Source organism: Candidatus Halobonum tyrrellensis G22 (assembly GCF_000495475.1).
In the GTDB taxonomy this organism is placed as follows: Archaea; Halobacteriota; Halobacteria; order Halobacteriales; family Haloferacaceae; genus Halobonum; species Halobonum tyrrellense.
Genome location: NZ_ASGZ01000062.1, coordinates 25,812 through 38,857, shown reverse-complemented (window position 1 = coordinate 38,857; position 13,046 = coordinate 25,812). Strand labels below are relative to the sequence as shown.

The following is a 13,046-nucleotide window of genomic DNA, read 5'->3' as shown; positions in this document are numbered from 1 at the left end:
GACGCGCGGAGGCACGGTTCGCCGACGACGTTCAGGGGTTCGTCGGCGCGTTCAGGGAGGCGCTGTGAGATGAGCGGGCCGCCCGCGGACGGCGACGGACCCCCGGACGGGACCGCCGACGCCGACGGACGCTCGACCGACGGTGGCGAGCGCCGGCGGACGGCGACGTTCGAGACGCGCCACGCCGACCCGGCGGCGGCCGCGACGGTCGCGGCCGCGCTCCGGCCGGACAACACCGCCCAGATCCGCACCGAGGCGGACGGGACGACCGTCCGCACGCGGGTCGAGCGCGACCGGACCGGCGGCCTGCAGTCGTCGGCCGACGACTACCTCGTCAACCTCGCGGTGGCCGAGGAGGTGGTCGCGAGCGCACGCGAGACGACGGCGGCCGCGGACGACGCGGGGACGGTCGACGCGGGGACGGACGACGCGGAGACGAACAGGGAGACGAGAACGGATGCGGACGCGGATGCGAACACGGACACCGATACACAATGAGCGAACGATCAGTTTCACGACAGCGACAGAACAAGCGGTGGTACACCGTGCTCGCGCCCGAGCAGTTCGACCGGGCGGAGCTGGGTGAGACCCTCGCTGAGGAACCGGACCAGGTCGTCGGGCGGACCGTCGAGACGACGCTCGGCGACCTCACCGACGACCAGGGACAGAACAACACCAAACTGGAGTTCAAGATCACCGACGTCGGGTCGGACACGGCGTACACCGAGTTCATCAAGCACGAACTCACGCGCGACTACCTGCGCTCGCTGGTGCGGCGCGGCGCCTCGAAGGTCGACCTCGCCATCACGGTGCGGACGACCGACGACTACCGCGTGCGCGTCCAGCCGGTCGCCTTCACGACCAAGAAGGCGGACCGCTCGCAGGAGCACGCCATCCGTCAGATCATGATCGACATCGTCGAGGAGGCTGCGAGCGAGCGGACGTTCGAACAGCTCGTCGACTCGGTCGTGCAGGGACGGATCTCGTCGGCCATCTACGGCGAGGCGAAGCAGGTGTACCCGCTGCGCCGCGTCGAGGTGCAGAAGCTCACCCTCGAAGCCCACCCCGAGGAGGTCGCCGCCGAGGAGGAGGCGTCCGTCGACGTCGACGAGGAGAGCGTGGCCGTCGACGACGAGACGGCCGAGGAGTAACGGCGCGCCTCGACCCGAGTTCTCGACCGATTTTTGCGGCCGGTCGCTCCGCGAGCAGTCGGTCGACCGACGCGCCCGTCGAGCCGTCGGGCTCGCGCTCGGGTCGGCAGCTCGCGTTCGTGTCGGCGGACTCGCGCTCGGGTCGGCGGCTCGCGTGCCGGCGCGTCAGTTCACTCCTCGACGGTGACGGTGCCGACCATGCCGGCCTGTTCGTGGGGGATGCAGAGGTAGGTGTACGTGCCCGGCACCTCGAACGTGTGGCGGTAGTAGTCGTCGCTGGTGATGGCGCCGTTCGCGCCGTCCCACGCCTCGCGGGCGGCCTCCTCGGAGTCGTAGCCGCCGGAGGCGAAGTAGTCGGCCCCGTCCGGGATCTGGTCGGCGTCGGCGGTGACGGTGTGTGCGCGCGTCGAGGTGTTCTTCCACACCACCTCGTCGCCGACGCTCGCCGTGAGGCTGTACGGCCGGAACGCGGTCCCGGTCATGCCGACGTCGTAGTCGTCCTTCCCGAGCGCGCCGCCACAGCCCGCCAGCGAGAGGCTCGCCGCGGTCCCGACCGCCGCGAGGAACCGGCGTCTGTCCATACGCGACCCTCGGGCGCGCGGGGGCTTATGCGGCGTGGTTCGGGCGTCGAATCCGGGTCGTCGGGAGCGGCGCGACGGCGGCGCCGCCCCCGCGTTGCGGGCCGTGCCGGCTCCGCCGACCGCGGGCGGCGCCGTCGACGGGCACTCGTCCGGGGCGGAGACGGGGGTCGGATGTAAAGACGTAAACCCGGAGTTGCCGACCGTGGTGGTATGTCGAACCGGCCGCGCTTCCTCTCGCGTCTCGGCGTCGCCGACGCCGTCACCGTGGGGAACGCCGCCATCGGGTTCGCCGCCGCGGCCACCGCGACGTTCGACCCGGCGCTCGCGGCGCGACTCGTCCTCCTGGCGGCCATCGCCGACGGACTCGACGGGGTGATCGCGCGGAAGTACGGCGGCACGGCCGTCGGCCCGCACCTCGACTCGCTCGCGGACGTGGCGTCGTTCGGCGTCGCGCCCGCGCTGCTGGTGACGGCCGTCGCGACCGCCGAGTGGACGCGGGCGGCAACGGTCCGCTTCTGGCTCGCGGTCGCCGTCCCCGCGCTGTTCGTCGCCGCGGCGGTCGTCCGCCTCGGCGTCTACAACGTCACCGACGAGGGCGCGAAGACGACCCACGGCGTCCAGACGACGCTCGCGGCGACGATCCTGGCCGCGTGCGTGCTCGCGGGGGTGGCGACGCCGCCGACCGCCGTCGCGCTCGCGGGCCTGCTCGCGCTCTCGATGGTGACGCCCGTCCGCTACCCCGACCTCCACGCGCAGGACGCGCTCGTGATGGGCGCGGTCCAGGCGCTCGCGGTGCTGCTCGGCGGCGGGACCGGGCGGGTGTTCGCGTTCGCGGTGCTGTTTCTCGCGCTCGGGTACACGCTGCTCGGCCCGAAGTTCTACTGGCGGGACGTGAGCGACCCCGAGGCGGCGGAGCCGGAGACCGACGAGACCCCGGATGGCGAGACGGGGGTGTGACGCGCGGCGAGCGGCGGCACGCTCCCGCCCGCCCGCGTCCCCGGGGTCCCGTTCGCTTCCCCGCTCGTCACCCCTGTAACGCCGAGCGGACCCCGCCGGCGAGGAACAGGGCGCCGACCCCGACCACGACGAACGGCTTGTTGCTGCGCTCGCGTTCGAGGTAGGCGTCCGCGGGGGCGCCGGCCGGGACGTACGCCGTGACGGCGTCGCCGGGTTCGTAGCCGTCGAGTTGCTCCCGTGCGGCCTCGCGGGTGTCGAACTCCCGGGGGAGCGGCCCGGGGTAGACGTTCGAGGAGGTGTACGTCTCCCCCTCGTAGGCGTACTCGAACGTCACGACCGGGCCGTAGTCCGTGTCGCGCCGCGCGGAGTACTCCTCGACTCCCGTGTCGGTGACGCTGGCGTTCACCTCGACCGCGGAGTCGAGCGCCGACGCCTGCTGGGTGTAGCTGTACGCGCCGTACCCCATCGCCGCGAGCCCCACGAGTATCGCGAACGCGACCCCGAGGCTGCCGGAGGGACCGTCGAAGCGGAGATCCACGCCCGGGGACAGCGGGGCGGGGGTATTAGAACGTGGTGTCGAGGTTCGGATCGTGCAGCCCTCCCCCGACCGATACGGGGTGCGGTCGCCGCGCGTCCCACCCGCTCGGGCGCCGCCGCGTCCGACCGCCCGAGTTACGGGCGGCATCGGCGTCAGTGTGTCACCCCGTCGTACTCCCAGCGGTCGCGGTAGCCGTCGACGAGGCGCCGCCGGAGTCCGGGGACGCGCGCCAGCCGCGAGAGCAGGCGCGGCCGCGCCGCGAGGCGGGCGTACACCCGCCGCGGGTGGCGGGTCACGTCGTCGACCGTCAGCCCGTCGACCGCGGCGGCGACGGCCGCGAGCAGTCGGGGGTCCTCGGTCTCCTCCCAGACGCCGCGCATCAGCGTCGCCAGCCGGTACTCGTCTTTCATCGCGTCGTACAGCCGGTCGGGGTAGTCGTCGCCGCGGCCGTCGGCGAGGCAGTCGGCGAGCAGCCACGCCGACCGGATCGCCTGACAGATCCCCTCGCCCTGATAGCGGTTGGCGATGCCCGCGGCGTCACCCACGAGGTAGACGTTCGGCTCCGGACGTACGAGTTCGGGCGCGAGCGACGGCCCGCGGGGGATGGTGTAGGCGTTCACGGCGCCGCCGTCTGGCCGGGGGACGCCCGCGCGGTCGCAGAAGGCGTCGAGCGCCGCGCGGTAGTTGTCGGGTCGCTCGTCGCCCGCCCAGCCGACGCCGACGTTCGCGCGGCCGTCGGACTTGGGGAACACCCAGCCGTAGCCGACGTACCCCTCGAAGACGATGCGCGGGTGGCGGCGGTAGTCGGAGAAATCGCCGGTCACGTCGGCGTTGAGCGCGACCATGTCGCCCGCGTAGCGGTCGGTCTCGCCGCGCGCCTTCAGCGACAGCGCGGGCTGACCGGTCGCGTCCACGACGCGGTCGAACTCTGCGACCACCTCGCGGTAGCGCGAGGGCGTGACGTTCGCGCCCTCGCGTACCTCGACCCCCCGGTCGCGGAGGCGGTCGGCCCACCGGCGTTCGAGTACGTCTCGGTCGGTGATGTAGCCGCGTTCGACCCCGAGGCGGGGCGACGCGAGCGGTGCGGCCCCGGGGTCGCGGTCGGTCGAGGGGTGGACCCGGAGGTCGAACCCGTCGACGCGGGTGAGAAACCCGTTGTCGGGCGTCTTCGGGAACGGCACCAGGCCGGCGTCGTTGACCGCCTCGCCGCAGTTGACCCGCTTGTCGTCGTACGACTGCCGCTCGAACAGCGTCACGTCGCCGAACCGCCGGAGGTGTTCGGCGGCCGCGAGACCCGCGACGGCCCCGCCCAGGACGGCGACCGTCGGGCGCGAATCGCTCATGGAGGAGGGGGGTCGTCGGGGAACAAAACCCTCTCGTTCGCGGGCGGGCGTCGGGGAGCCTCGGTCGGGTCCGCCGGCCGGGCCGGCGCGGTCCGCGCGGGTGACTCGCGCCGCACGCTCGGCGTCCCCCGCCGGCGGAGGGCCACCGAGCGTGCGGCGCGGCGGGGCATCGGAACGTCTTTTCGGCGCGCCGCCGGAGGGCGGGTATGGACCTCGACATCGACGTTCGCGCCGTCGCGGACCTCGCGCCCGACGAGCGGCGGGCGTTCTTCGAGCGCGACGCGGGCGTCGACGCCGTCCGGTCGGACGTCCGCGACATCGTCGCGCGCGTCCGCGAGGAGGGCGACGTCGCCCTCCGGGAGTTCGCCGCCGAGTTCGACGGCGTCGACGTGGGCAACCTCGACGTGACCGACGAGGCCGAACGCGCGGCCGAACGGGTCGACGACGACACGCTGGCCGCGGTCCGAACCGCCGTCGAGAACGTCCGCGAGTTCCACGAGGCGCAACTGCCCGACGACTGGGAGCGGGAGTTCTCGCCGGGGCGGACGCTCGGCCGGCGGTTCCGGCCCATCGACCGGGCCGGGGTGTACGTCCCCGGCGGCACCGCGGCGTACCCCTCCTCTGCGGTCATGGGCGTCGTTCCCGCCGTCGTGGCGGGCGTCGACCACGTCGCCGTCGCCACCCCGCCGGCCGAGGAACTGAACCCCGTCACGCTCGCCGCCATCCACGAGGCGGGCGCCGACCGGGTGTACGCCGCCGGCGGCGCGCAGGCCATCGCCGCGCTCGCGTACGGCACCGAGACGGTCAACGCGGTCCGGAAGGTGGTCGGGCCGGGCAACAAGTGGGTGACCGCCGCGAAGGCGGAGGTCCGCGGCGCGGCGGAGATTGACTTCCTCGCGGGGCCGAGCGAACTGCTCGTGCTCGCCGACGACACCGCCGACCCCGGGCTGGTGGCCGCCGACCTCGCGGCGCAGGCGGAACACGACGCCGCCGCGAGCGTCGTCGCCGTCACCGACGACGAGGCGACGGCGGAGGCGGTGGTGACGGAACTCCACGAGCGGGTGCCCGACCGGGAGCGCGCCGACACCATCGCGGCGGCACTCTCGAACGACGCCTCGGGCGTGTTGGTCGCGCGGTCGATGCCGGAGGCCGTCCTGTTCGCCGAGGAGTACGCCGCCGAGCACCTCTCGATCCAGGCGGCGCGCGACGAGGACCTGCTCGACCGCGTGACGAACGCGGGGGGCGTGTTCCTCGGGCCGTACACGCCGGTCGCGGCGGGCGACTACGCGTCCGGGCCGAACCACGTCCTCCCCACCAACGGCACCGCGAAGTCGTTCGGCGGGCTCTCGACGGAGACCTTCCTGCGGTCGTCGACGGTCCAGCGACTCGACGAGCGGGGGCTGGACGACCTCTCGGACGCCGTGACGACGCTCGCGGAGGCCGAGGGGCTGGAGGCGCACGCCGAGAGCGTCCGCGCGCGGTTCGACGAGAGCGACGCGGACGAGGCTGACGCGGCCGACAGCGACGGGGCCAACGCGGACGACTCCTGAGCGTCGTGGCCGGGGAGCGCATTCGCGTCCGCCGCGGTCGACGGGAACCGTCTCGGACGGTCGGGTCGAACGCCGGCCGAGGCCGACGTTCACGGACGCCCGCGGGGCGGTGCTTGACGGCCCCGGCGGGCGACTGCTCGCCGTCCACGACGCTCGGCCGCTGTACGAGCGGTTGAAGGCCGTTGCGACCAACGCCGTGCAGTTGCGGACCCGGCTCCGCGCGCGGTAGCCGACCCGCACCGAGCGCGCGGACCGGCCTCCGGCGGCGTCACAGTTAACCCCGTTCGCACGGTATCGTCCCCCATGAGTACTGACGCGTCCGACGGGGCGGAGGCGGGACCGGCCGTGACGGTCACGCCCGACGCGGCCGAGGAGGCGGTGTCGCTCCTCGACGGCGAGGGGCTTGACACCGACGTGGCGGGCCTGCGACTGTTCGTCCAGCAGGGCGGCTGCGCCGGCCTCTCGTACGGGATGCGGTTCGACACCGAACCCGAGGAGGACGACCGTGTGACCGAACAGCACGGGCTCCGGGTGTTCGTCGACCCGTCGTCGCTCAACTACATCGGCGGGTCGACGCTCGACTACGAGAGCGGCCTTCAGGCCGAGGGGTTCCACGTCGAGAACCCCAACGTGGAAGCCGAGTGCGGCTGCGGCGAGTCGTTCCGGACGTAGACTCGCCCGAGCCGGGGGTCGCGGGAAGCTTTTTCCGGGCCGGCCGGCTTCCGTCCGTATGGAACTCGAAGTCGTCGAGACGCCCGCTGGCGCCCTCTACGTCGACCGCGCGAACGGCGAGCGGGGCGAGAAGGCGCCGTTCTTCCACGTCTACGCCGACGAGGCGGGCGAGACCCGGTGGGGGTACTTCTGCGGGAACTGCGAGACGGTGAACAACGCGATGGACTCGATGGGCCGGATCGAGTGCAACGAGTGCGGCAACATCCGCAAGCCCGAAGAGTGGGACGCGGCCCACGAGTGAGGCTGCCACGACGGCGAGTCGACGACGGCTCCTCGCCGACAGTCGGTCGGTGTTCGATGCCGACCGGTACGTAGTCAGCCACTGCCGTTAATCCGGCCGGCCGAGTCCGGCAATGTATGTCCGATCGAGTGACGACGCGACGACGCGACCTGCTCCGCACCGCCGCTGCCGCCGCCGGAACCACCTCGCTGGCCGCGCTCGCGGGGTGCGGGTCGACCGGCGAGGGTGAGGGTGAAGGTGCGGAGGGCGGCGAGGAAGAAGGCGAAGAGGGCGGCGAGGGTGAGGAGGGCGAGAGCGAGGACGCCCTCTCGGCCGCCGCCGGTCCCGCCGACGAGTAAGCCCGTCCCGACGCCGACCGAGCGGCCGATTTTATAGTCGCCCCGGGATCATCCACCCGCGTGCAGCCAGTTCCGCTCCAGTCGGTGGCCGGTATCGTCCGCCAGTCGTTCTGGCGGTTCGTCCGGAACTTCGCGGCCGCGCTGCCGCGCGTACTCGCGGGGCTCGTCTTCCTCGTCTTGGCGTTCGCGGTCGTGAAGGTCGTGATGGCGCTGGTCCGGGCCACGCTCCGGCGTGCGCTCCCGGACGAGTCGCCCGTCTACCGCCAGTTCGTCTCCACCATCGTCTCCGTGTTCCTCTGGTTCGCGGTCGGGCTGTCGTTCCTGTCGATCGTGGGACTCGACGGCATCGCGGCGTCGCTCGGCACCGCGGCGGGGTTCGTCGCCCTCGGCGTCTCGTACGCGCTGTCGAACGTGATCGCCGACGCCGTCGCCGGGGTGTACCTCCTGCGCGACCCCGACTTCATGCCCGGCGACACCGTCGACGTGGGCGGTACGACGGGCGAGGTGAAGAGCATCGAACTCCGGAAGACACGGCTGTCGGTCGAGGGCGACACCGTGGTCCGCGGCAACGCCGCCATCGAGAAGGAGTGGCGGAAGCTGGAGGGGCCGAACGGGCCGGAGTGACCACACGGGCTACCGGAGCCGCTCGACCTGCTCGGATCACCCGGGCCGCCCGGACCGCTCGGACCACTCGGATCAGCCGAGAGCACCCCTCCCGAGGCGGGCGGCGTGCTCGCTGCCACCGTGACACCGACCCCACGGGACACTTATCTCTCCCGACCCCGAAGCCGGACTGTCATGTTCGTCGGCCACGCGCTCCTCGCGTTCGCGGCGGTCGCCTGGCTGGCGGCCAGGCGCACCTCCCCTCGGCGCGCGCTGACGGCCGGCGTCGTCGCCGCGGGGTTCGCCGCCGTCCCCGACGTGGACATCGGCTACGCGCTGGTCGGTCTCGCCGGGAGCGTCGGCGACGCACCCGTCGGGATGGCGGCGTCGTTCTGGGCGACCGGCAACGTGGTCCACCGGTCGGTCACCCACTCGCTCGTGCTCGCGCCGGTCGTCGCCCTGACGGCGGCCGCGTGGACCGACGACCGCCGCGGCGGGCGGGCGCTGGCGGCGGCGCTCGCCGGCGCGCTGGTCGTCGTCGGCTATCTGGCGAGCGGCCCGCTCGCCGCACTCGTCGTCGTCGCGTTCGCCGTCACCTCCCTCGCCGTCGCGTCGGCCGTCGCCCGCCGGACCGACCTGTCGACGCGGGCGACGTTCCTCCTCGCGCTCGTCGGTCTCGCCTCCCACCCGTTCGGCGACCTGTTCACCGGCGAACCCCCGCGGATGCTCTACCCGCTCGGGGTCCGGCTGGTGACCGAGCGCGTCACGCTCAGCCCCGACCCGACGCTCCACCTGCTCGCGGCGTTCGGGGTCGAACTCGCCACCGTCTGGGCGGCCGCGCTGGTCTGGTCGCGGCTGGCGGCCGCGGCCCGCGGTGTCGAGCGCGAGACCGAGGGCGCGAGCGCGCGAGCGTGGCGGTCCCGCGTCGACCTCCGCGCGGTCGCCGGCGCGGGCTACGCCGCGAGCGTGCTCGTCATCCCGGCGCCGACGCTCGACCTCTCGTACCCGTTCGTCTTCTCCGTGCTCGCGGTCGGCGCGGTCGGTCTCCTGCCGCGGATTCAGGTGCGCACCCGGCAGGTCCGGCGGCCGGACGCCGAGCGGGCGCTGTTTACGGGACTGGCGGCGGTGACGCTCGCGGCCGGCGCGTACACCGTCGCCTACCTCGCGGGCGTCGCGTGAGCGACCGGCGGTCCGCGGGACCGAAGCGGCCGTCGTCCCGTCGTCGGAGGCGGCGTCTCGGGGCGCTCGCACGGCGTCCGTCTAGAGAACGGCTTTTGACCCCCCAGCGTAACCAACAGCCCATGTCGTCGAGCGGACTACGGGACGTCGTCGAACAGCGGCGTCCGAACGCGGCGGTAGGCTGGCTCGTCGTCGGGTCGCTGGTGGCCGTAGCGGCGGGTGAGATCGTCGCCGGCGAGGTCGTCTGGGGGGTGTTCGTCCTCGTCGCCGCCGCCGTCGCGCTGGTGCCGCCGGTCGCGTTCCGCGACGCGACGGCGATGCTCCCGTGGGAGGTGCTGGTGTTGACGGCGCTGCCGGCGATCGGTCGGGTCGCCGTCGCGGGCCAGCGGGTCGACGGGATGACGTTCACCGGACGCGTGACCACCTACGTCGCCGTCGCGGCCATCGCGCTCGTCGTCGCCGTCGAGATGGACGTGTTCACGCCGGTCCGGATGAACCACACGTTCGCCGTCGTGTTCGTCACCATCACGACGGTGGCGGCCGCGGGCGTGTGGGCCGTGCTCCGGTTCGCGTCGGACACGCTGCTGGGGACGACGTTCCTGCTCGACAGCCGGCCCGACGCCGTCGTGGAGTCGGCGCTGATGTGGGACTTCGTCGCCGCGACCGTCGCCGGCGTCGCCGCGGGCTTCCTCTTCGAGTACTACTTCCGCCGCCATACGGACCTCGCGGCGCGGATCCCCGAGGGGGTCGGGCGGACGTGAGACTCCGCGACCGGGTCGGTCTCTCCGCGCGCCGCCAGCGCCAGGCCGTCCGGGTGATGCAGGTCCTGCTCGTCGTGTTCGTCGGCATCGGTATCGGCGAGGGGAACACGGGCGTCATCGTCAACGCGTGTATCGCGCTCGGCGTCACGTTCGCCCCCGCGGCGCTCGAACGCGAGTACGACCTGCCGATGGACGCCGGACTCACGCTGTGGGTCTGTTCGGCGGTGTTCCTCCACGTGCTCGGGACCGTCGGAGTTCCGGGCCTCGTCGAGAGCTTCTACGGCGAGGGGAGTCCGCTCCCCTTCTACGACCACGTGACCCACGCGCTGTCGGCGTCGGTGGTGGCGGCGACGGGGTACACCGTCGTGCGAGCGGTCGAAGAGCACACCGACACCGTCTCGCTCCCGCCGCGGTTCACGTTCGTGTTCATCCTCATGTTCGTGCTCGCGTTCGGCGTCCTCTGGGAGGTGGTCGAGTTCGCCGTCTCGGGGGCGGCGACGCTGGTCGGCGGCGGGAGCGTGCTCACCCAGTACGGCATCGAGGACACGATGCTCGACCTGGTGTTCAACACGGTCGGCGGCGTCGTCGCCGCGGTGTGGGGGACCGCCCACCTGACGGACGTGGCGAGCGCGCTCACCCGGCGGCTCGACGGCGCGCGGCGGCGCGACGCGGGGGAGTGAGACCGGACGACGCCCCCGCGGTCGTGGTGGCCGCGTTCGTACCCCGGCCGGGGAGTTAATGGGGGCAGACGGAAAAGAGGGGGACGGTGACGCAGTAGATGGTTTACAAGAAGATCACGCTGATCGGCAGTAGCGACGAGAGCTTCGACGCCGCGACCGACGACGCCGTCGACCGCGCGGAGGAGACGCTGGACAACGTGAAGTGGGTCGAAGTGGACGACCTCAGCGTCGAGATCGCGTCGGTCGAGGGCCGGGAGTACCAGGCGGAAGTCACGGTCGCGTTCGAACTCGAAGACGGCGAGTAACGCGGGCGCGGGACGCCTCCGAGGGCGTGGTCGACGTCGGAACCCGGCGGCCGGCGGGACCGACTGGAGCGCGGGCGGGCGCCCCGGTCGGCCGGCGCGCGGGAGGCGGTCAGTCGCCGTCGCCCGCGAGGCCGCCGGGGGCGCCGTCGGGTCCGCCCGGCGGCGCGTCGGCGTCGCCGGCCCCGTCCCCGGCATCGGCTTCGGTGCCGTCCTCGATTTCGACCCGCGCGGTGCCGCTGGTCTCGTCGAACACGAGGTGGCTGTGCGGGTACGCTATCTCGACGGCGGCGTCCCCACCTTCGAGGACGTCCCACACCGCGGTCTGGACCTGCGAGCGGACCGTGAGGAGTTTGTACGGCGAGCGTGCCCAGTAGCGGAGCGTGAGCTTCACGCCGTGGTCGCCGTACTCGTCGATGTAACACGTCGGCTTCGCGGGGTAGCGCGCGCTCCCGACCCGGATGTCGGGACCCCCCTCGATGACGGTGTCACACGAGGCCGCGCTCCGCTCGATCAGCCGACGCGCCTGCGGGATGTCCGACTCGTAGGTGACGACGATCGGGAGCCGCAGCCGGGTGCGTTCGTCCTCCGCGGAGTAGTTGGTCACCTTGTTCTCGCGGATCATCGAGTTCGGGAGCACCGCGAACGTGTTGTCGAGGGTGATCACCTTGGTGTACCGGAGGGTGATGTCCTCGACGAACCCGTCGGTGCCGTCGGGGAGTTGGATCATGTCGCCGATCTCGAACGGCTGGTCGGCGAGCACGAACAGCCCGTTGACGATCGAGCCGACGATCGGCGCGAGGACGATACCCAACACCGCCGAGAACACCGTCACCGACAGGACCAGGTCGCCGAGTTCGAACCCGAGCGCGCCCGCCCCCGAGAACGCGAACAGCACGACGATCCCGATCCGTGTCGCCCGGAGGATGGTCTGGGCGACGCTCTGGCGCACGAATCGGCGGGCGATCGGCCGGCCGAGGAGGCGGGTGACGTACGTCGAGACCACCCCCCCGACCAGGAGGAAGACGACGAACGCGATCGCCTGCCACCCGGGGATCGCCGTGACGGCGTCGGGCAGCGCCTCCCCGAGCGGACTCGTCTGGACGGCCGTCCCGTTCGTCGCTTGCACACCTCCGGCGACGGAACCGCCGCGAAAAAGCGTTGTCCTCGGGCGGTCCGCCCCGGCTCGCCGGTATCACTAACAGCCGGACGCGCCTACGGCCGGTATGAGCCGACCCACCGACGCCGACGCGGCACCGACCGCCACCTTCCACGTCGACAGCCACCCGGACCCCGGCGACGTGGTGCTCGCCGGCTTCTCCCAGTACGGCCTGGCGGGGCTGACGGCGGTCGACTACCTCGTTGACCACCTCGACCTCGAACAGACGGGCCACATCCGTACCGACGGGCTCCCCTCCATCACGCCGTTCGAGCAGGGCCGCCCCCGCCACCCCACCCGGCTCTACTCGCGGCCGGAACTCGACGTGACCGTTCTCGTGGGGGAACTGTTCGTCCCCGTCTCGACCGCCGAGTCGTTCTCCGAGGCCGTCCTCGCGTGGACCGAGGAGTCGGGCGTCGAGGAGGTGGCGGTGCTGTCGGGCGTTCCGGTCCCGCACGGGCCGAACGAACACCGGGCGTTCTACGTCGCCACCGACGACTACCGCGAGCGGCGCTTCCCCGGGGCCGACGCCGGAACGTCCGGGACCGCCCCCGACGGCGACGAGGAGGACGACGCCGAAAGCGAGCGACCGCCGGTCGCCCCGATGGGGACGGGCTTTCTCGACGGCACGAACGCGGCGCTGGTCGCGCGGGGGATGGACACGTCGATGGGCGTCTGCGTCTACGTCACGCCGGTCCACCAGCAGGTGCCGGACGTGGAGGCGGCGATCCGACTGCTCGACGCCGTCGAGTCGGTGTACGGGCTGGGCGTCGACACCGCGCCCCTCGAGTCGTTCGCCGCGGAGGTCCAGCAGTACTACCAGAACCTCGCCGACCGACTGTCGGAGGCCCGCGAGGAGGAACAGCCGCTCGACCGGATGTACATGTAAGTCCGGTACGATACGGTTCCGAAACGGAGTTTCCGCACGTCG

The 13,046-nt window shown here is 72.7% G+C and carries 17 protein-coding genes; 13 read left to right on the top strand and 4 right to left on the bottom strand.

Annotated elements, in window-relative coordinates:
• Window positions 1–69 precede the first annotated feature (69 nt).
• Window positions 70–498 (top strand): KEOPS complex subunit Pcc1, encoded by a 429-nt coding sequence (locus K933_RS15500; protein WP_023395697.1) that lies wholly within the window; start codon window positions 70–72, stop codon window positions 496–498.
• Window positions 495–1,151 carry a 30S ribosomal protein S3ae gene (locus tag K933_RS15495; protein ID WP_049947934.1) on the top strand — a complete coding sequence of 219 codons (657 nt, stop codon included), beginning with the start codon at window positions 495–497 and terminating at the stop codon, window positions 1,149–1,151. The genes K933_RS15500 and K933_RS15495 overlap by 4 nt, the downstream gene beginning before the upstream one ends.
• Window positions 1,152–1,321: 170 nt before the next feature.
• On the opposite strand, the gene K933_RS15490 is transcribed toward K933_RS15495, so the two are convergent.
• Window positions 1,322–1,732 (bottom strand): cupredoxin domain-containing protein, encoded by a 411-nt coding sequence (locus K933_RS15490; protein WP_023395695.1) that lies wholly within the window; start codon window positions 1,730–1,732, stop codon window positions 1,322–1,324.
• A gap of 210 nt (window positions 1,733–1,942) precedes the next feature.
• On the opposite strand from K933_RS15490, the gene K933_RS15485 reads away from it, so the two are divergent.
• On the top strand, window positions 1,943–2,689 hold the full coding sequence (locus K933_RS15485; protein WP_023395694.1) for a protein sorting system archaetidylserine synthase: 747 nt from the start codon (window positions 1,943–1,945) through the stop codon (window positions 2,687–2,689).
• Between the two features lie 67 nt (window positions 2,690–2,756).
• Here the strand turns inward: K933_RS15485 and K933_RS15480 are convergent, their stop codons facing one another.
• On the bottom strand, window positions 2,757–3,227 hold the full coding sequence (locus K933_RS15480) for a DUF3592 domain-containing protein (RefSeq protein ID WP_023395693.1): 471 nt from the start codon (window positions 3,225–3,227) through the stop codon (window positions 2,757–2,759).
• Window positions 3,228–3,379: 152 nt separating this feature from the next.
• Window positions 3,380–4,570: an NAD(P)/FAD-dependent oxidoreductase gene (locus tag K933_RS15475; protein WP_023395692.1), complete on the bottom strand. Its 1,191-nt coding sequence runs from the start codon at window positions 4,568–4,570 to the stop codon at window positions 3,380–3,382.
• A gap of 206 nt (window positions 4,571–4,776) precedes the next feature.
• Between K933_RS15475 and hisD the strand changes: the two genes are divergently transcribed.
• The 9 genes from hisD to K933_RS15430 all read left to right on the top strand — a co-directional run bounded on the left by hisD (window position 4,777) and on the right by K933_RS15430 (window position 10,959).
• Window positions 4,777–6,120, top strand: a complete 1,344-nt coding sequence (gene hisD, locus K933_RS15470; protein WP_023395691.1) for a histidinol dehydrogenase — start codon at window positions 4,777–4,779, stop codon at window positions 6,118–6,120.
• 303 nt (window positions 6,121–6,423) lie between these two features.
• The gene (locus tag K933_RS15465) at window positions 6,424–6,792 is read left to right on the top strand and encodes a HesB/IscA family protein (protein WP_023395690.1); all 369 of its coding nucleotides are present in this window, start codon (window positions 6,424–6,426) and stop codon (window positions 6,790–6,792) included.
• Between the two features lie 58 nt (window positions 6,793–6,850).
• Entirely contained in the window at window positions 6,851–7,093 is a 243-nt protein-coding gene (locus K933_RS15460; RefSeq protein ID WP_023395689.1) for a DUF5816 domain-containing protein, read from the top strand.
• A 116-nt stretch (window positions 7,094–7,209) separates the two neighbouring features.
• Window positions 7,210–7,431, top strand: a complete 222-nt coding sequence (locus tag K933_RS15455) for a hypothetical protein (RefSeq protein WP_023395688.1) — start codon at window positions 7,210–7,212, stop codon at window positions 7,429–7,431.
• A 60-nt stretch (window positions 7,432–7,491) separates the two neighbouring features.
• A complete protein-coding gene (locus K933_RS15450) occupies window positions 7,492–8,055 on the top strand; it encodes a mechanosensitive ion channel domain-containing protein (RefSeq protein ID WP_200862333.1) in 564 nt (187 codons plus the stop codon).
• 174 nt (window positions 8,056–8,229) lie between these two features.
• Window positions 8,230–9,213, top strand: a complete 984-nt coding sequence (locus K933_RS15445; protein WP_023395686.1) for a metal-dependent hydrolase — start codon at window positions 8,230–8,232, stop codon at window positions 9,211–9,213.
• A 122-nt stretch (window positions 9,214–9,335) separates the two neighbouring features.
• Entirely contained in the window at window positions 9,336–9,974 is a 639-nt protein-coding gene (locus K933_RS15440) for a hypothetical protein (RefSeq protein ID WP_023395685.1), read from the top strand.
• A 56-nt stretch (window positions 9,975–10,030) separates the two neighbouring features.
• Window positions 10,031–10,654, top strand: coding sequence for a hypothetical protein (locus K933_RS15435; protein WP_394295682.1), 624 nt, complete (start codon window positions 10,031–10,033; stop codon window positions 10,652–10,654).
• 98 nt (window positions 10,655–10,752) lie between these two features.
• On the top strand, window positions 10,753–10,959 hold the full coding sequence (locus K933_RS15430) for a dodecin (protein ID WP_023395683.1): 207 nt from the start codon (window positions 10,753–10,755) through the stop codon (window positions 10,957–10,959).
• A gap of 109 nt (window positions 10,960–11,068) precedes the next feature.
• Here the strand turns inward: K933_RS15430 and K933_RS15425 are convergent, their stop codons facing one another.
• Window positions 11,069–12,085 (bottom strand): mechanosensitive ion channel family protein, encoded by a 1,017-nt coding sequence (locus tag K933_RS15425; RefSeq protein ID WP_023395682.1) that lies wholly within the window; start codon window positions 12,083–12,085, stop codon window positions 11,069–11,071.
• A 97-nt stretch (window positions 12,086–12,182) separates the two neighbouring features.
• Between K933_RS15425 and K933_RS15420 the strand changes: the two genes are divergently transcribed.
• Window positions 12,183–13,004, top strand: coding sequence for a proteasome assembly chaperone family protein (locus K933_RS15420; RefSeq protein WP_023395681.1), 822 nt, complete (start codon window positions 12,183–12,185; stop codon window positions 13,002–13,004).
• Window positions 13,005–13,046 lie beyond the last annotated feature (42 nt).

Coding starts and splice junctions, on each gene's coding strand:
- K933_RS15465 (WP_023395690.1), top strand. CDS start 6,424: ATGAGTACTGACGCGTCCGACGGGGCGGAGGCGGGACCGGCCGTGACG.
- K933_RS15460 (WP_023395689.1), top strand. CDS start 6,851: ATGGAACTCGAAGTCGTCGAGACGCCCGCTGGCGCCCTCTACGTCGAC.
- K933_RS15500 (WP_023395697.1), top strand. CDS start 70: ATGAGCGGGCCGCCCGCGGACGGCGACGGACCCCCGGACGGGACCGCC.
- K933_RS15435 (WP_394295682.1), top strand. CDS start 10,031: ATGCAGGTCCTGCTCGTCGTGTTCGTCGGCATCGGTATCGGCGAGGGG.
- K933_RS15445 (WP_023395686.1), top strand. CDS start 8,230: ATGTTCGTCGGCCACGCGCTCCTCGCGTTCGCGGCGGTCGCCTGGCTG.
- K933_RS15455 (WP_023395688.1), top strand. CDS start 7,210: ATGTCCGATCGAGTGACGACGCGACGACGCGACCTGCTCCGCACCGCC.
- K933_RS15430 (WP_023395683.1), top strand. CDS start 10,753: ATGGTTTACAAGAAGATCACGCTGATCGGCAGTAGCGACGAGAGCTTC.
- K933_RS15440 (WP_023395685.1), top strand. CDS start 9,336: ATGTCGTCGAGCGGACTACGGGACGTCGTCGAACAGCGGCGTCCGAAC.
- K933_RS15420 (WP_023395681.1), top strand. CDS start 12,183: ATGAGCCGACCCACCGACGCCGACGCGGCACCGACCGCCACCTTCCAC.
- K933_RS15485 (WP_023395694.1), top strand. CDS start 1,943: ATGTCGAACCGGCCGCGCTTCCTCTCGCGTCTCGGCGTCGCCGACGCC.
- hisD (WP_023395691.1), top strand. CDS start 4,777: ATGGACCTCGACATCGACGTTCGCGCCGTCGCGGACCTCGCGCCCGAC.
- K933_RS15490 (WP_023395695.1), bottom strand. CDS start 1,732: ATGGACAGACGCCGGTTCCTCGCGGCGGTCGGGACCGCGGCGAGCCTC.
- K933_RS15475 (WP_023395692.1), bottom strand. CDS start 4,570: ATGAGCGATTCGCGCCCGACGGTCGCCGTCCTGGGCGGGGCCGTCGCG.
- K933_RS15495 (WP_049947934.1), top strand. CDS start 495: ATGAGCGAACGATCAGTTTCACGACAGCGACAGAACAAGCGGTGGTAC.